The 16,117-nt window shown below is 72.0% G+C and carries 13 protein-coding genes; 1 reads left to right on the forward strand and 12 read right to left on the reverse strand.

The genetic code is table 11. The features are described 5' to 3' along the window. Positions 1–11: 11 nt before the first annotated feature. The gene (gene nhaA / locus DEJ30_RS09405; RefSeq protein WP_110860727.1) at positions 12–1,190 is read left to right on the forward strand and encodes a Na+/H+ antiporter NhaA; all 1,179 of its coding nucleotides are present in this window, start codon (positions 12–14) and stop codon (positions 1,188–1,190) included. 93 nt (positions 1,191–1,283) lie between these two features. On the opposite strand, the gene mfd is transcribed toward nhaA, so the two are convergent. From mfd to DEJ30_RS09465, 12 genes are all read right to left on the reverse strand, one after another. Further along, positions 1,284–4,892 carry a transcription-repair coupling factor gene (mfd, locus tag DEJ30_RS09410; protein WP_110860729.1) on the reverse strand — a complete coding sequence of 1,203 codons (3,609 nt, stop codon included), beginning with the start codon at positions 4,890–4,892 and terminating at the stop codon, positions 1,284–1,286. 69 nt (positions 4,893–4,961) lie between these two features. Continuing rightward, positions 4,962–5,546, reverse strand: coding sequence for an aminoacyl-tRNA hydrolase (gene pth / locus DEJ30_RS09415; protein WP_110860731.1), 585 nt, complete (start codon positions 5,544–5,546; stop codon positions 4,962–4,964). 29 nt (positions 5,547–5,575) lie between these two features. Beyond that, complete coding sequence (locus DEJ30_RS09420) at positions 5,576–6,199, reverse strand: 50S ribosomal protein L25/general stress protein Ctc (RefSeq protein ID WP_110860733.1); 624 nt, start codon at positions 6,197–6,199, stop codon at positions 5,576–5,578. Between the two features lie 328 nt (positions 6,200–6,527). Then, positions 6,528–7,502, reverse strand: a complete 975-nt coding sequence (locus tag DEJ30_RS09425; protein WP_110860735.1) for a hypothetical protein — start codon at positions 7,500–7,502, stop codon at positions 6,528–6,530. An 8-nt stretch (positions 7,503–7,510) separates the two neighbouring features. Then, complete coding sequence (locus DEJ30_RS09430) at positions 7,511–8,167, reverse strand: response regulator transcription factor (protein ID WP_110860737.1); 657 nt, start codon at positions 8,165–8,167, stop codon at positions 7,511–7,513. Further along, on the reverse strand, positions 8,164–9,417 hold the full coding sequence (locus tag DEJ30_RS09435) for a sensor histidine kinase (protein ID WP_110860739.1): 1,254 nt from the start codon (positions 9,415–9,417) through the stop codon (positions 8,164–8,166). Before DEJ30_RS09435 ends, DEJ30_RS09430 begins: the two co-directional genes overlap by 4 nt. An 84-nt stretch (positions 9,418–9,501) precedes the next feature. Beyond that, positions 9,502–10,428, reverse strand: coding sequence for a hypothetical protein (locus DEJ30_RS09440; RefSeq protein ID WP_110860741.1), 927 nt, complete (start codon positions 10,426–10,428; stop codon positions 9,502–9,504). Between the two features lie 83 nt (positions 10,429–10,511). Continuing rightward, the gene (manD, locus tag DEJ30_RS09445) at positions 10,512–11,864 is read right to left on the reverse strand and encodes a D-mannonate dehydratase ManD (protein WP_258369888.1); all 1,353 of its coding nucleotides are present in this window, start codon (positions 11,862–11,864) and stop codon (positions 10,512–10,514) included. Beyond that, a complete protein-coding gene (locus DEJ30_RS09450; RefSeq protein WP_110860743.1) occupies positions 11,861–13,144 on the reverse strand; it encodes a mannitol dehydrogenase family protein in 1,284 nt (427 codons plus the stop codon). Before DEJ30_RS09450 ends, manD begins: the two co-directional genes overlap by 4 nt. Continuing rightward, complete coding sequence (locus DEJ30_RS09455) at positions 13,141–14,028, reverse strand: sugar phosphate isomerase/epimerase (protein WP_110860745.1); 888 nt, start codon at positions 14,026–14,028, stop codon at positions 13,141–13,143. The genes DEJ30_RS09450 and DEJ30_RS09455 overlap by 4 nt, the downstream gene beginning before the upstream one ends. Next, a complete protein-coding gene (locus DEJ30_RS09460) occupies positions 14,025–15,236 on the reverse strand; it encodes a Gfo/Idh/MocA family protein (protein WP_110860747.1) in 1,212 nt (403 codons plus the stop codon). Before DEJ30_RS09460 ends, DEJ30_RS09455 begins: the two co-directional genes overlap by 4 nt. Further along, entirely contained in the window at positions 15,233–16,072 is an 840-nt protein-coding gene (locus DEJ30_RS09465) for a sugar phosphate isomerase/epimerase (protein WP_110860749.1), read from the reverse strand. Before DEJ30_RS09465 ends, DEJ30_RS09460 begins: the two co-directional genes overlap by 4 nt. Between the last annotated feature and the right edge of the window lie 45 nt (positions 16,073–16,117).

The raw sequence follows: 16,117 nt of genomic DNA on the forward strand, positions 1-16,117 counted from the left end.
GACGGAGATCCATGTCGTCCCTCGTCCGCTCCCCCCGCTTCAGCGCCATCGCGCTCCTCGCCGCCGCCGTGCTCGGCCTGGTCGTGGCGAACTCGCCGGTCGGCCCCGGCCTCGAACGGCTGCTCGACGCGCACCTGCCGCTCGGTGCCCTCGGCCTCGACCTGTCGATCGCGCACTGGATCAGCGACGGTCTGCTCGCGGTCTTCTTCCTGCTCGTCGCGATCGAGCTGAAGCAGGAACTCGTCGACGGCGAGCTGTCGAACCCCAAGACCGCGATCATCCCCGCCATCGCGGCAGTCGGCGGCGTGCTCGTCCCGGCCGGCATCTTCCTGCTCGTCACCGCGGGCACGCAGTACACGCACGGTTGGCCGATCCCGACGGCGACCGACATCGCGTTCGCGCTCGGGGTGCTCGCCATGTTCGGTCGCGGGCTGCCGAGCGGCATCCGGGTGTTCCTGCTCGCGCTGGCCGTGCTCGACGACCTCATCGCGATCATCATCATCGCCGTGGTGTTCGCCCACGACACCGACTTCCTGGCCCTCGCGGGCGCTGTCGTCACCCTCGCGGCGTTCTGGCTGCTCGGCCGGATGCTCCGTCCGGGGCGCAGCGGGCAGACGCTCATCATCGTGGCGATGGTCGTGGTCGGGCTCCTGACCTGGTGGCTCGTCTACCACTCCGGTGTGCACGCCACGATCGCCGGCGTCGCCTTCGGGCTCGTGCTGCCCCGCCGCCCGGGCCACACCCTGCACGAGAACGTCGAGCCGTGGTCGAACGCCATCGTGCTGCCGGTGTTCGCGTTCGCGTCGGCCGCCGTCATCATCCCCTCGGTCGGCATCAGCGAGCTCTCCCCCACGTTCTGGGCGGTCGTCCTCGCACTGCCGGTCGGCAAGGTGATCGGCATCACGCTGTTCGGCACGATCGCCACGCGGATCTTCCGCTCGCCCGGCCGCTCGTCGCTGTCGTTCTTCTCGATCATCACCGTCGGCGTGCTCGGCGGCATCGGGTTCACGGTGTCGCTGCTGATGAACGAGCTGGCGTTCGCCCGCAACGAGGAGATCCTCGACGAGGGCGTCCTCGCCGTGCTCGTCGGCTCGGGCATCGCCATCGTCGCGTCGGCGGTCGTCGTCACCCTGCGGGCGCGGGCGTACCGCGCGCGCCGCGAGCTGTCCGAGGCCGAGGACACCGAGTAGCGACTCGCGGGCCGGGGTTTGCACTCGTTCCGCGACAGAGCGCGCGTCGTTCGACGCGTGGATCGTCGCGAACGGCGTGCGCGCCGTGGACGGCTACGCGGCCGGCGCCTCGGCCGGGGTCGTCGCCCCGTACACGGCGGTGAGGATGCTCTCCACCCACTGGATGAGGGCGTCGTCCGGCAGCGCCTGGTCGTGCGGACGCGGCATCGGGATGCTCGTCGCGTTCTGCTGCGGGAACCAGCGCGCCCCCGGGAACATGCGCTTGAGCCGCACCTGCGACGAGTCGGCGAGCTCCTTGCCGGCGACCCGCAGGTTCGAGCCCATCACCACGACGTCGGACAGGCCGACCTGCTGCGCCATGCGACGGAGGCGGGAGACCTCGACCAGGGTCTGCACGGCCTGCGGCGGCTGCCCGTAGCGGTCGGTGAGCTCGTCGAGCACCATGTCGATCGCGTTCGGCTGCGCCGTCGGGGCCGAGGCCGCCGAGAGCTTCTGGTACGCCTCGAGCCGGAGTCGCTCGGACTCGACGTAGTCCTCGGGGATGTGCGCGTCGACGGGGATCTCGAGCCGGAGCTCGGTCTGCCCCTCGGCCACGTCGCCACGGAACTGCGACACCGCCTCGCCGATCATCCGCAGGTACAGGTCGAACCCGACCCCCGCGATGTGGCCGGACTGCTCCCCGCCGAGCAGGTTGCCGGCCCCGCGGATCTCGAGGTCCTTCATGGCGACCTGCATGCCCGCGCCGAGCTCGTTGTTCGCGGCGATGGTCTCGAGGCGGTCCTGGGCGGTCTCGGACAGCGGCTTGTCGGAGTCGTAGAGGAAGTACGCGTACCCGCGCTCCCGCCCACGGCCGACTCGACCGCGCAGCTGGTGCAGCTGCGACAGGCCGTACTTGTCCGCCTTGTCGATGATGAGCGTGTTCGCGTTCGCGATGTCCAGGCCCGTCTCGATGATCGTCGTCGAGACGAGGACGTCGAAGCGGCGCTCCCAGAAGTCGACCATGACCTGCTCGAGGGTGGTCTCCGACATCTGCCCGTGGGCCACGGCGATGCGGGCGTCCGGCACGATCTCGGCCAGGTGCGCGGCCACCGACTGGATGTCCTTCACGCGGTTGTGCACGTAGAACACCTGGCCCTCGCGCAGCAACTCGCGGCGGATCGCCGCCGCCACCTGCAGGTCGGACTGCGGCCCGACGAAGGTCAGGATGGGGTGGCGGTCCTCGGGCGGGGTCGCCAGGGTCGACATCTCGCGGATGCCCGTGACCGCCATCTCGAGCGAGCGCGGGATCGGGGTCGCCGACATCGCCAGGACGTCGACGTTCGTCTTGAACTTCTTGAGCTGGTCCTTGTGCTCGACGCCGAACCGCTGTTCCTCGTCGATGATCACGAGTCCGACGTCCTTGAAGGTGATGCCCTGCGACAGGATCCGGTGGGTCGCGATGACGATGTCGACCGTGCCGTCGGCGAGCCCGGCGATGGTCTCCTTCGACTCCTTCTCGGTCTGGAACCGGCTCAGGGCGCGCAGGTGCACGGGGAACCCGGCGAAGCGCTCCTGGAACGTCTCCATGTGCTGGCGGACGAGCAGGGTCGTCGGGACGAGCATGACGACCTGCTTGCCGTCCTGCACGGCCTTGAACGCGGCACGGATCGCGACCTCGGTCTTGCCGTAGCCGACGTCGCCGGAGAGCAGGCGGTCCATCGGGATCGGGCGTTCCATGTCGCGCTTGATCTCGTCGATCGTGGTGAGCTGGTCGGCGGTCTCGGCGAACGGGAACGCCTCTTCCAGCTCGCGCTGCCACGGGGTGTCCGGACCGAACGCATGCCCCTTCGACGCCATGCGCGCCGAGTACAGCTTGACCAGGTCGACGGCGATGTCGCGGACGGCCTTGCGAGCCTTCGACTTGGCGGCGGACCAATCCGAGCCGCCCATCTTCGACAGCGTCGGGGACTCGCCGCCGACGTACCGCGACAGCTGGTCGAGCTGGTCGGTCGGCACGAAGAGCTTGTCACCCGGGTAGTTGCGCTTCGACGGCGCGTACTCGAGCACGAGGTACTCACGCTGCGTCTTGACGGCATTGCGGCCGCCGCTGGAGACCTCGCGGCTGACGAGCTCGACGAACTTGCCGATGCCGTGGGTCGCGTGCACGACGACGTCGCCCGGCTTGAGCTGCAGCGGGTCGACGACGTTCTTGCGCCGGCTCGCGAGCTTCTTGACGGTGCGGGCACCCTGCTGGACGCTGCGGCCGTAGAACTCCGCCTCGCTCAGGACCGCGATGCGGGGGTCGGGGATCGCGAAGCCGTGCTCGACGGTCGCGGTCGTCACGACGGCGACGCCGGGCTCGGGCGGCGCGGTCACGGCATCGGCACGGGCGGCGACCCCGGCGTCGGCGAGCACCTGCACCGCACGCTCGACGAGGCCCTGGCCCTGCGCGGTCACCACGACGGCCCACCCGTCGTCGGTCAGCGACTTGACGTGCGCGATCGCCCCGTCGGCGCTGCCGGCGAAGCTCGGGACGGCCTCGGCCCGGACGCGGATGTACTCGCCGGCCTCGGCAGCGGCCTCGGCGTCGGTGAGGACACGCTCGGTGTCCCCTTCGTCGAGGCCGGAGTCGAACGGCGACACCGTCCACCAGGTGCGCTGCCCGCGGGTGTTCTTGAGCTGCTGCACGGTCAGGAAGTTGCCGGCGTCCAGGTCGATCGGGGCCTGGGCGCCGGCGACCGCTGCGCTCCAGGCCGCCTGCAGGAACTCGGTGTTCGTCTCGGCGAGGCTGTTCGCGCGGCCGTTCACCCGCTCGGGCGAGAACACCGCGATGGTGGCGTCGTCCGGCAGGTAGGAGGTCATCGGCACGAGGTCCTGCACGAGCGCCGGAGCGAGGGACTCCATGCCCTCGACCGGGATGCCCTCGGCGATCTTCGCGAGCATCTGCGACAGGTTCGGGAACTCGTGCAGCATCTCGCGCGCCCGTTGCCGGACGTCGTCGCTGAGCAGGAGTTCGCGCGAGGCGGTGAGCTCGACCGACCCGAGGTCGTCCTCGGTGGTGCGCTGGTCGGCGACGGAGAACGCCTTGATCGCCTCGATCTCGTCGCCGAAGAAGTCGATGCGTGCCGGGTGGTCGGCCGTCGGTGGGAAGACGTCGAGGATGCCACCGCGGACCGCGAACTCACCACGGCGGGTGACGAGGTCGACGCGCGAGTAGGCGAGGTCCACCAGCTGGGACGCGATCGCCGCCAGGTCGTTGCCCCGCGAGTCGGTCCGCAGCACCACGGGCGCCAGGGACGTCAGGTTGCTCGCGATCGGCTGCAGCGCGGCGCGGACGCTCGCGACGACGATGGTCTGGCGCCGCTCGGCCGGGTCCGCCGCCTGCCACGCAGCGAGCTTCCGGAGCGTCGCGATGCGCGTGCCGACGGTCTGGGCACTCGGGCTGAGGCGTTCGTGCGGCAGGGTCTCCCACGCCGGGAACTCGAGCACGTCGGCGTCGGGGACGTAGCTGCCGAACGCTTCGCGGACCGCCTCGGCCTCACGCCCGGTCGCCGTGATGACGAGGACGCACTGCGGACCGTTGCGCTCGGCGAGCAGCGCGCCGAGCAGCGGCACGCGCAGGCCGTCCACGACGGAGAAGTCGGCGTCGCGCGGTGCGGCGCGCAGCACGCGATCGAAGGCGGAGGCGCGCGAGAGCGCAGGGATGATGCCCGAGATCGTCACTCAGGAGATGGTACCGGCCGCCACCGACACCGGCCGCGGCGTGCGCGACGGGCGAACAGCGCCGAGTGCTCAGGACGGAGCGTGCACGCGCTGCTGTGCGGCGAGCAGCCCGACCTCGGCGATCGCCTGTACCGCGTCGGCGGCGTCGGCCAGCAGGATCGGCAGCGTCTTCTTCTCGGCTGCGGAGAAGTCACGCAGCACGTAGTCGGCCGGGTCCTGCCGACCGGGCGGACGTCCGATGCCGACCCGGACGCGCATGAACTCGTTCGTGCCGGTGGCCTTGATGATGTCGCGCAGCCCGTTGTGCCCGCCGTGGCCGCCGTTGCCCTTCAGGCGGACGGTGTCGAACGGCAGGTCGAGCTCGTCGTGCACGACGACGAGGTCGGCCGGGGTGGCGCTGTAGAACCCGAGCACCGAGGAGACCGGTCCGCCCGAGGTGTTCATGAACGACCCGGGCTTCGCCAGCACGAGTCGTGTGCCGCCGGGCACCAGGCGCCCCTCGGCGACCTGGTTCGGCGTCTTGTGCTTCTTGAACGTCGCTCCCATGCGGGAGGCGAGTTCGTCGAGGACCATCTGGCCGACGTTGTGGCGGTTGCCGGCGTAGTCGGGCCCGGGGTTCCCGAGCCCGACCACGACGAGGATGTGATCCGTCACAGCGTCGACCAGATGTCTTCGAAGGGGTGTTACTCGGAGTCCGCGGAGCCCTCGGCACCCGACTCGGCGCCGGCCTCGGCCGAGGCCTCGTCCGCGGCGTCGTCGTCAGCGGTGCCACGCGGGGTGACGATCGCGACGACGAGCGCCTCGGGGTCGGTCTCGAGCTCGGCGCCCTCGGGGAGCTCGAGCTGCGAGGCGTGGATCTGCACGCCGTCCTCGAGGCCCTCGACGTTCACGGAGACGTGCTCCGGGATGTCGGTGGCGAGCACGAGCAGCGAGATCGTGTTGAGGTCCTGCACGTGGATGGTGCCGGAGAAGGACTCGCCCTCGATGACGACGGGCACGTCGACCGTGACCTTCTCGCCGCGGCGGAGGACCACGAGGTCGATGTGCTCGATGATCTGGCGCACCGGGTCACGCTGGACGTCCTTGACGAGGGCGAGCTGCGCAGCACCCTCGATGTCGAGGTCGACGACCGCGTTGGCGGTACGGACGAGCAGCATGGTCTCGTGACCGGGCAGCGAGATGTGCATCGGCTCGGTGCCGTGACCGTAGACGACCGCGGGGATCTTGTCGGCCGCGCGGAGCTTGCGAGCAGCGCCCTTGCCGAACTTGGTGCGGACTTCCGCTGCGAGCTTGGTGTAGTCGGCCATGGTGCCTCCTGGTGTCGTGGACGACGCCGGAGTGCCGGCATCGTGGGGGTCTGTGGTGTTGCAACTCGAACGCGTGCACGCGTGAGGAACGATCCCAGGGTCTTGCCGGGTATCCCACCGCGTCGATCACGGCCGCGCGTGCGCAGCCCTCGCCGAAGTCAGTCACCGAGTCTAGCAGCACCGTCCGGGCGTGTCGCACGTCACGATCCGGACGTGCGCCGGGACGGACGGGAGGCCCGTGGCCGTCCCGCCACGGGCCTCCCGTCCGTCGTCCCCACGCGGCGGGCGCGGGGCGCTCCCCCCAGGACCGCTCCCCGCGAACGCCGGGTCAGTCGACGTCCGTCGGTGCCGCCGGGGCGAGCCGCGCGATCACGCGGTCGAGGCGGGCGTCCACCTGCGGCTGCCGCGTCGAGCCCTTCCGGAGCGCGGCCGCGTCGGTCGCGGTGACGTGCAGCAGCCGTTCCCACTCCGCCGCGTACAGCGCGCCGCGGTAGCCGGATGACTCCTGGCACGCGACGTCCCGTTCGGCGACGGCGACCTCGGCCTTCCCCGGATCGTCCGAGAACAGGACGACCCGGTCGCCGTCACGGGCGCTGACGTGCATCGAGGGGGTCGGCATGCCCTCCGGACCCGCCGGCAGGTCCGGCACACCGGACGGCGCCATGCAGGTGCGCCACCCGGCCGCGGCCGTGCGGACCGGGTCGTCCTGGCGTGCGTCCAGCGCCGCCAGGTACGTCAGGCGCTGGGCCAGTTCGGATGCGGTCTGCTCGGTGCCACGGAGCGTGGTGCCGAGGGTCTTCCGGGCTGCGTTCCAGCAGCGGGCGGCCACGTCGTCCGGGAGCGCGGCGAACGCGGCCTGGCGGTCCGGGTCGTACCCCCACTGCCGCATGCCCTCGTGGTTCGCACCGGCGGCGGACGGCCCGTGGTAACCGCGGGTCTCGGCGAGCGCCGCGGTGAGGGGCCGGGTGGTCGCGAGTGCGGGTGAGGGGTTCGCCCGAGCGGCGGTGTCGGCCGCGTCGTCGTCGGCCTGCAGCCCGGTCGCGGTCGCCCAGGGAGCCGGGTCGTCGATGCCGGCCTTCCGCAGGCAGGGCTGGGCCACGAGGTCCTCCGCGTACGCGGTCTTCGACGAGGCCGGTGCGACGAAGGCGTCGAGCGGCATCGCCCACGCCGTGCTGTCCTGTTCGACGGTGGGTGCGACCGCGACGTCGGCGCGTTCGGGCAGGCCGTGGACGACGGCGGCGGCCAGCCCGGCGAGGACGACGACGAGGGTGCCGGTCTTCGCGACGCGGTTCGTGATCTGCATGGTTCCCCCTAGGCGCGGACGAGGCCGCGTTCGTGTGCGGTGATGACGACCTGGATCCGGTTCCGGAGTCCGAGCTTCGTCAGGACGGCGCGGACGTGGGTCTTCACGGTGGCGTCGCTCAGGAAGACCGACTCGGCGATCTCCGCGTTGCTCAGCCCCTTCGCGACGAGCAGGAATACCTCGCGCTCGCGGGCCGTCAGCGCGTCGAGGACCTCGTCGCGTCGGTCGGTCACGGCCGGGGTGCCCTGCGCGCGCAGCAGGTCGAGCGCCTCGGCTTCGGTCGGAGCCGGTCGGCCGGCGTGCACGTCGCGGATGGTCGCGATGACGACCTCGGGCAGGGCGTCCTTCGTCAGGAACGCGGCGGCGCCGGCGCGGAGTGCGGCGAGCACGGCATCGTCGCGGCGGATGGTCGTGAGCGCGACGACCCGTGGCCGGTCCTGGGTCGAGGCGACGAGACGCGTCAGGGTCTCGATGCCGTTCATGACCGGCATCCGCAGGTCGAGCAGCAGTACGTCGGGGTGTTCGGCGGCGCAGAGCTCAAGGGCGGCGGCACCGTCGCCGGCGGCCCCGACACAGGTCATGTCGTCCTGGGCATCGACGAGCATCTGCATCCCGGTGGCGAACAGTCGCTGATCGTCGACGACGGCGACGCGGACGGCGCTCATCGGACGTGCTCCGGCAGGACGGGGTCGTTGTCGGTGTCGGCCGTCGCCGTGGTCGGCACGGCGACGGTCGTCGGCAGCCACGCGGTGACGACCCACTCGTCCGGGGTGTCGCCGACACCGGCACGCAGCCAGCCGCCGGACAGTCGGGCACGCTCCTGCATCCCGGCGACACCGGACCCGACACCGTCGAGCTCGACGAGGGGTTCACTCCCCCGTGACGTCACGACGACGCCCAGCCCCGGACCGCGCCAGTCGAGCGCCACCCGGGCCGTCGCTGTCCGCCCCTGGTGCTTCAGCACGTTCGTCAGGCTCTCCTGCACGATCCGGTGCAGCGCACTGGCACTGCCCGCGGGCAGGAGCCCGGCGCCGTACTCCTCGAACGTCGCGGTCATCCCGAGCTCCCGCATGTCCTCGACCAGGTCGGGGACGTCGGGCAGCCCGTGGCGGTCGGCGTCGTCACTCGCCTGGATGCGTTCCACCAGCGCCCGGACGTCACCCAGTGCCGAGCGGCTCCCGTCGGCGATGTCCTGCAGCGCCCGGGCGGCGTGTTCGTCCCGCACGGCGATGGCCGCGGCACCCTGGGCCTGGGACACGACGACCGCCAGTGAGTGGGCGAGCGAGTCGTGCACGTCGCGGGCGATCCGTGCGCGTTCCTGCTCGGCCCGGAGCTCGGTCGTGGTCACCTCGGTGCGGCGTTGCGCCTCGATCACCCGGACCCGGGCGAGGCCGATCCGCCACGCGGCACCGATGGCCACACCGACCGCCCAGGTGACACCGCTGACCCCGACGAACGCGAAGGTGATCGTGACGAGGTCGGACCGGGTCCCGCCGGAGTTCCCCACCCAGCTGCCCCAGACGTCCTGGTCGGCAGCGGTCGGGACCGCCATCGCCCAGGCGGCCGCCGCACTCGCGAGCAGGAGCACGGGGACCGCCAGGTAGCGAAGCAGGTCGGACCGACCGGCGCCGACGACGCCGACGACGATCGCGATCGCCAGGTACTCCGGCCAGGTCGTGTCGGTCGGCCGGGTCAGCAGCCGGGCCGCCTGCAGGAGCGGGATGCCGACGACCAGTCCGAGCGCGGTCGCGGGCATCCACGCGGAGAGGCCGATGGCGACGGCGAGGGCCGACACCACCACGACGTGGTCGGCGAGCCCCGCACGTCCGGCCTCGGCGACGATCCAGAGCACGAGGTACACGGCGCCGGCGGCGGGGGCCAGCAGGTGCCGGTACCGGCGGAGGAGGGAGGTCATGACGCGAGCGTATGGGCCGCGCCGGACGGGGACCGAGCCGTGCGGCAGCTTTTCATCCGAGGTGATGAGGTCCGACCGGACGGCTCAGCGACCGACCTTCCGACGGTGCTCCTGCGCGGCGCGGAGGACGTCTCGCGCCCGGTCGCTCGCCGCCTCGGCCTCGTCGCGGGCTGCCTCGAGCCGGGTGATCTCGGCCTCGGCCTGCTCGAGGGCACGCTGGAGCTCCGCGCGGCGCTCCTCCGCCTGTTCGAGATCGGCCTCGGCGGTGTCGAGTGCTGCGTCGGCGTCGCGGGACTCCGTGCGCGCTGCGGTCTCGGCCTGGCGCGCGGCCTTCCGGTCGGCGGCCGGGTCGCGCTTCGGTTCCGGTTCGGGATCGGGATCGGTATCGGGTTCGGCGTCCGGCTCCGGGGCGTCGCGCTGCGCGGGCCTGGAGGCACGGCTCGCCTTCCGCGCACCCCTCGCCTGGGAGATGGGGATGGGTGGGGCATCGCTGCCGGACCAGGCATCGGGGACCGCGTCCGGATCCGCGAGCGCCCCGTCGAGGTCGACCGCGTCGAACCCCACGCTCTCGAGCGCCGTCACGAGCAGCCCCGACCGGACGGCCGCGCCGGCGTGCGGGTCCGCCATCGCCGCCTCGATCGTCGACCGGACCTGCTCGAGCACCGCCGGGGTGACGGGGTGTCCGGCGTCGGACGCCAGGTCCGCACCGGCCTGCGCGAGGGCGTCGACGACCTCGGCGCGCTGCCGACGGAGGGTCCGGATCGCGTCGGGGTCGGCGTCGGCCTGGGCCTTGCGGAGCGCCGGTCCGAGGTCGACGGCGTCGTCGAGGGCGCCGTCGCGGGCGAGCAGGTCGATCACCCAGGCCGCCGGGGCGGGCTTCCGGAGCTTCCCGATCGCCGTGGCGAGGGCACGGTCGTCCTTCCGCACCGCGCGCGCTCGTGCGGTGCGCTCGGCGACGAAGTCCTGCGGCGCGACGAGCAGCAGCTCCCTGGCGACGTCCGCGAACTCCATGTCACCACTGTGCCCGCTCAGCACCCTGCCCGCCGGACGACCTGCCCGCCGGGTGACCTGCCCGCCGGATGGCCTGCCCGCCGCTACCAGTCGTGGACGGTGCCGTCGGCCAGGCGGTTGAACGGCAGGTACGCCTGCTCGTAGGGGTACTTGCCGGCTTCGTCGACGTCGAGGCTGACCCCGAGGCCCGGCTCGTCACCCGGGTGCAGGTAGCCGTCGGTGAACGTGAACGTCTGGTGGAACACCTGGTTGGTCTGCGGGCCGTGCTGCATGTACTCCTGGATGCCGAAGTTGTGGATCGCGAGCCCGAGGTGCATCTGCGCGGCGAGGCCCACCGGGGAGATGTCGGTCGGTCCGTGGAACCCGGACTTGACCTGGTAGAGCGCCGCGTACTCCATCGTCTTCTTGAGCGGGGTGACGCCGCCCATGTGTGTCACGGCACCGCGGACGTAGTCGATGAGCTGGTCGCGGATGATGTCCTTGAAGTCCCAGACGGTGTTGAAGACCTCGCCGATCGCCAGCGGCGTCGTGGTGTGCTGCCGCACGAGCTTCAGGGCCTCCTGGTTCTCGGCGGGGGTGCAGTCCTCGAGCCAGAACAGGTCGTAAGGCTCGAGGGACTTGCCGAGCTTGGCGGCCTGCAGCGGGGTCATCCGGTGGTGGCCGTCGTGCAGCAGCGGCAGTTCGGGGCCGAACTCGTTGCGGACGGCCTCGAACACGGTGGGCACGTGGCGCAGGTAGGCGCGGGTGTCCCAGTCCTCCATCGCCGGGTACGCACCGCGCTGGGCGGGCTCGAAGTCGTAGCGGACGCCGGCGTTGCCCTCGGTGGTCCTGTTCGACGCGATGCCGTAGATGGACTCGAGGCCGGGGACACCGGTCTGCACCCGGATCGAACGGTAGCCCTCTTCCTGGTGTTCGCGGATGGAGTCGAACAGCTCGGGCAGCTCCTTGCCCGAGGCGTGGCCGTACGCCATGAGCCCGGTGCGCGATGCCCCGCCGAGCAGCTGGTACAGCGGCATGCCGGCGACCTTCGCCTTGATGTCCCAGAGGGCCATGTCGACGGCGGCGATCGCGGCCATGGTGACCGGACCACGGCGCCAGTACGACGACCGGTACAGGAACTGCCAGGCGTCCTCGATGCGGCTGGCGTCACGGCCGACGAGCAGCGGGACGACGTGCTCGGACAGGTAGGCGGAGACCGCGAGCTCACGGCCGTTCAGGGTGGCGTCACCGAGCCCGGTGACGCCGTCGGCCGTGGTGAGCTTGAGTGTCACGAAGTTCCGGTTCGGACTGGTCACGATGACCTCGGCCCGCTCGATCAGCTGCCCGCGGTCCGCCGAGGCCCAGGTGTCCGGACGGCCGGCGGTGGTCTCGGCCGGCCCGCTGTCGGCGGCGCCGGGGACCGGAGCCGCGGGGTTCGTGGTGTTCGTGTCGGTCATGCGTGGACTCCTCCGTTGGAGTGTTCGCGGGCGCGTGCCGCGGCGGTGCGGATGGCGTCGGCCGCCGCCGTCACGGCGGCGACCACGGGGGTGGTGTCGAGTTCGGGCGCGACGACGGCCAGGACGTCGTGCACATCCGAGTCTGGCCCGGGGGCACCGGGGTCGTCCACCAGGTCGGACTGCTCGGTGACGTGCAACCACCACGCGGCGAGGGCGGTGGCCGCTCCGGTGCCGATGCCGGCCGAGGGGTCGCGGGCGAGCCGGTGCCGCACGACGTCGACGACCCGGACGGGCAGCTTCTGCGAGCCGCCGGACGCGATCTGCCGCAGGGTGTGCCGGATGCGCGGGTTGGCGAACCGCTCGACCAGGGCCGCGCGGGCGTCGGTGACCTCGGCGTCGGGCAGCGGGAGCTCGAGCGCGGCTTCGTCCCAGAGCTGCTCGACGGCGGTGCGGCAGACCGGGTCGTCCATCGCCGAGGCCACGGTGTCGTGGCCGAGCTGCAACCCCAGGTAGGCGAGGAGCGAGTGCGAGCCGTTCAGCAGCCAGAGCTTCCGCTGCTCGTACGGGGTCACGTCGTCGACGATCCGGACGCCGGCCGTCTGCCACGCGGGTCGGTCGATTCCCGCGAAGGCGTCCTCGAGCACCCACTCGGCGAACGGCTCGGTGACGACGGGGACCCGGTCTCCGGCGAGCGCACCCGGCAGTTCCGACAGGTGCGCGACGTCGGTGTCGGTGGTCGCGGGGGTGATCCGGTCGACCATCGAGCTCGGGAACGCGACGTTCGCCTCGATCCAGTCGCGCAGGTCGTCGTCGGCGACGGCGTCGAGCACGGCACCGCGCAGGACCTCCCCGTTGTGCGTCAGGTTGTCGAGACTGACCAGCGCGATGCGCCCGGAGCCGGCGGCACGGCGGGCGTCGAGCCCCGCCACCAACCGCGCCGGCACGTCGGAAGCGGGCCGGTAGCCCTGCTCGGTGACCGTCAGCGTGACGATGGTCGTCTCGGGGGACGCGACCAGGTGCCTCCAGGCCGTGTCGTCGCTGCCCGGGTGGGCGGCGACGATCGTGTCGACCACCTCGGCTCCGTCGCCGGACGCGGCTCGGGTGACCAGCGTGTACCGGCAGTCCTGCGCGGCCAACGCGTCCGCCGCCGCGGGCGAGCGGCCGGTGAAGGCGGTGATGCCCCACGGCTCCCCCGTGGTGTGGGCGGTGTACCAGGCGAGGTGGGCGCGCGCGAAGGCCCCGACCCCGACGTGCACGATGCCCGGTCGGCGCTCCGTCATGCGGTCACCGGCACGAGGGAGCGGAGGTACGCGAGGTTGTCGGCGGTGCGGGCCTCGAGCGGCAGGTCGGTGGAGAAGTCCTCGATCGTGACCCACCCGTCGTAGCCCACCTGGCGGAGCGCGTCGAGGTACTCGGAGACCGATGCCCGGCCGGTGCGCAGGGGCGCCCACTCGTGCTGCCAGATCGAACTGCCGTCGGCACGGGTGTCGCCGGTGTCGACCCAGCGGGCGTTCTTCACGTGGGCGTGTGCCAGGTACGGCCCGAGCAGTTCGAACGCGGCGAGGTGGTCCTCGTCACCCTCGATCACGAGGTTGCCGAGGTCGTGGATCACCCCGACGTGTGCGGGGTCGAGACCGTCGATCAACCGCAGTGCCGCCGAGGCCGACGGCGTGATGGTCATGTGGTGGAGCTCGACCAACACCTTGACGCCGAGTTCGGCCGCGCGGTCCACCGCCCACTCGAGGTCGGTGCGGGTGCGGTCGAAGAGCCGGGGGTAGGTCTCGCCGGTGCGTTCCTTCTCGGCTCGGTAGTTCGGCATCGTGACGCGGACCTGCCGGGCACCCAGTTCGCTGGTCACCCGCAGCATCGTCTCGACGCCGTCGTGGTCGGCGGCCGGCTGGTAGCCACCGATGCCCGAGTACTCGAGCCCTGCGGCGTCGGTGACCCGGGCGATCTCACCGACCCGGTCGCGGATGCCGGTGTACTGCCACGTCGAGTCGTTGCCCGCCCAGAACGACCGCTCGGCGGGGACCTCGGCGCCGTCGGCCGGGCGGTCGTCGACGATGCGCCACTCGATGCCGTCCCAGCCCTGCGCGGCCAGGGTCTCGGCGGCCACGGACGGGGTCCAGTCGGGGGTGGAGGCGGTGAACACGGAGAACTTCATCGGACTGCTCCTTCGGTCGCGGTTGCGGTTGCGGGTGTGCCGACGACCGGCACCACGTCGTCGTACTTCCCCTCGATCACGTCGTCGATGCGCACGGGTTGCCCGAGCGTCGCGCTGACGTAGAGCCCGCGGACGGTGGCGAGCGAGACCAGGGCCGCGTCGACGGTGACACCCGGTTCGCGTCCCTGCCGGATCGCGTCGACGATGTCCGTGTACTGCCGAGCGTGCCCCGCGGCGAAGTGGTCGGGTTCAGCCGGGCCGCCGACGACGTGCTCGGGTGGGACGACCTGGTCCTTCTGATCGACCGCACCGGCGACCGCGGTGGCGTTCGACGTCGTCGCGGCGGACTCGAGCGTGGCGGTGTCGGGGGCGATGTGGAAGTAGGCGAGCCGGTCGTCGTCGACGATGGCGGAGCCGTGCGTGCCGTACACGGCGTACCGGGCGGAGAGCCCCGGGTACGCCGCGGTCGTGCAGTGGACGACCCCGAGCGCTCCGCCGGCGAACCGGACGGTGGCGACGGCGGTGTCCTCGACCTCGATGCGGTCGTGCGCGAGCAGGCCGGTCTGGGCCGAGATCTCGACCGGACGGCCGAGCGCCCAGACGAGCAGGTCGACGGTGTGCACGCCCTGGTTCATCACCGCGCCGCCGCCGTCGAGCGCCCAGGTGCCGCGCCAGTCACCGGAGTCGTAGTACCCCTGCGACCGGTACCAGGCGACACTCGCGAGCCCCGAGGTCACGGTGCCGAACCCGCCGTCGTGCGCGGCCCGGGCGACGGCTGCCGACGCCGGGTCGAAGCGGTGCTGGCTGATGACGCTCGTGACGAGCCCGCGGTCGCGAGCGGCTGCGGCGAGCGCCGCGATCTGCCGGGCCCGGGGCATCGTGGTGTCGAGCGGCTTCTCGATGACGACGTGCTTGCCGGCGGCCAGGGCGGCCTCGGCCAGCTGCACGTGCATGCCCGAGGGCGAGCAGATCGCGACGACGTCGATGTCGGTCTGTTCGATCGCCTCCTCGATGGTGGACGTCGTGATCGGGCGGGCGGCACCCAGCTCCTGTACCGCGTCCGCCGCGCTCGTGGCGGCTTCGGGCACGGCGTCGACGAGGGCGACGACCTGCAGGTCGGGGTGGTGCACGGCGACGGTGGCGTGGTGGCGTCCGATGACACCGGCGCCGACGACGGCCAGGCGGAGCGGGTTGGTGGGTTCGGTCATCGCAGGGTGACTCCGATCTGGTCGGTGAGGGTGCGGAAGGCCCGTCCGGCACGACCGAAGGCCGCGGGGCCGGAGAACCCGCCGAGGGAGGTGAAGTCGCTGAGGTGCGGCTCGAGCGAGGCGTACCCGGAGTAGCCGGCGTCGCGGAGCGCGGTGAGGGTCTGGAGCAGTTCGCCGTCGCCCTCGCCCGCCGGCACCACCGACGAGTCGGCGGCGAGGGCGTCCTTGACCTGCAGGTAGTCGACGTAGGGGGCGAGTTGCTCCCAGCCGTCGGTGAAGGGCCGGACGCCGCACTGCACGTAGTTCGCGTTGTCCCAGGCCAGGCGGAGCGCGGACGAACCGACGCTCTCGACGATGTCGAGCACGCGCGCGGGGACGTCGCCGTAGATGTCCTTCTCGTTCTCGTGCAGCAGGGTCACCCCTTCGCGCTCGGCGAGGTCGGCCAGTGCCCGCATCCGGACGAGGACGTCGTCGCGGACGTCGTCGGGTGTGCGGCCCTCGAAGTAGAACGAGAAGATCCGGATGTTCGTCGTGCCGAGGGCGTGCGCGGCGCGGATCGCACGGGCGAGTCGTGACACCTCGTGCTCGACGGGTTCGTCGACGGGCACCTTGCCGATCGGCGAGGCGATCGCGGACACGGTCTGCCCGCGCTCGTCGAGCAGCCGGTGGAGTCCGGCGAGCTGGTCCTCGTCGAGGTCGACGACGTTCACGCCCCAGGCGCTGCGGACCTCGATGGCGCTCGCACCGAGCGCCTGGAGGACCGCGACCTGGACGACCGGGTCGGCGTCGATCTCGTCGCCGAAACCGGAGAGTTCCCAACTGGGCTGGTCGGTCATGGTGTCCTTTCGTTCGGACGGGAGGCGCGTGGCGGGGCCGCCACG

The sequence above is a fragment of the Curtobacterium sp. MCPF17_003 genome (assembly GCF_003224385.1).
GTDB lineage: Bacteria > Actinomycetota > Actinomycetes > Actinomycetales > Microbacteriaceae > Curtobacterium > Curtobacterium flaccumfaciens.

Excerpts from the sequence above, each read along its gene's own strand:
- DEJ30_RS09465 (WP_110860749.1), bottom strand. The coding sequence starts at position 16,072 with ATGACCGACCAGCCCAGTTGGGAACTCTCCGGTTTCGGCGACGAGATC.
- DEJ30_RS09430 (WP_110860737.1), bottom strand. The coding sequence starts at position 8,167 with ATGAGCGCCGTCCGCGTCGCCGTCGTCGACGATCAGCGACTGTTCGCC.
- DEJ30_RS09460 (WP_110860747.1), bottom strand. The coding sequence starts at position 15,236 with ATGACCGAACCCACCAACCCGCTCCGCCTGGCCGTCGTCGGCGCCGGT.
- DEJ30_RS09440 (WP_110860741.1), bottom strand. The coding sequence starts at position 10,428 with ATGGAGTTCGCGGACGTCGCCAGGGAGCTGCTGCTCGTCGCGCCGCAG.
- DEJ30_RS09425 (WP_110860735.1), bottom strand. The coding sequence starts at position 7,502 with ATGCAGATCACGAACCGCGTCGCGAAGACCGGCACCCTCGTCGTCGTC.
- DEJ30_RS09435 (WP_110860739.1), bottom strand. The coding sequence starts at position 9,417 with ATGACCTCCCTCCTCCGCCGGTACCGGCACCTGCTGGCCCCCGCCGCC.
- DEJ30_RS09450 (WP_110860743.1), bottom strand. The coding sequence starts at position 13,144 with ATGACGGAGCGCCGACCGGGCATCGTGCACGTCGGGGTCGGGGCCTTC.
- nhaA (WP_110860727.1), top strand. The coding sequence starts at position 12 with ATGTCGTCCCTCGTCCGCTCCCCCCGCTTCAGCGCCATCGCGCTCCTC.
- manD (WP_258369888.1), bottom strand. The coding sequence starts at position 11,864 with ATGACCGACACGAACACCACGAACCCCGCGGCTCCGGTCCCCGGCGCC.
- DEJ30_RS09455 (WP_110860745.1), bottom strand. The coding sequence starts at position 14,028 with ATGAAGTTCTCCGTGTTCACCGCCTCCACCCCCGACTGGACCCCGTCC.
- DEJ30_RS09420 (WP_110860733.1), bottom strand. The coding sequence starts at position 6,199 with ATGGCCGACTACACCAAGCTCGCAGCGGAAGTCCGCACCAAGTTCGGC.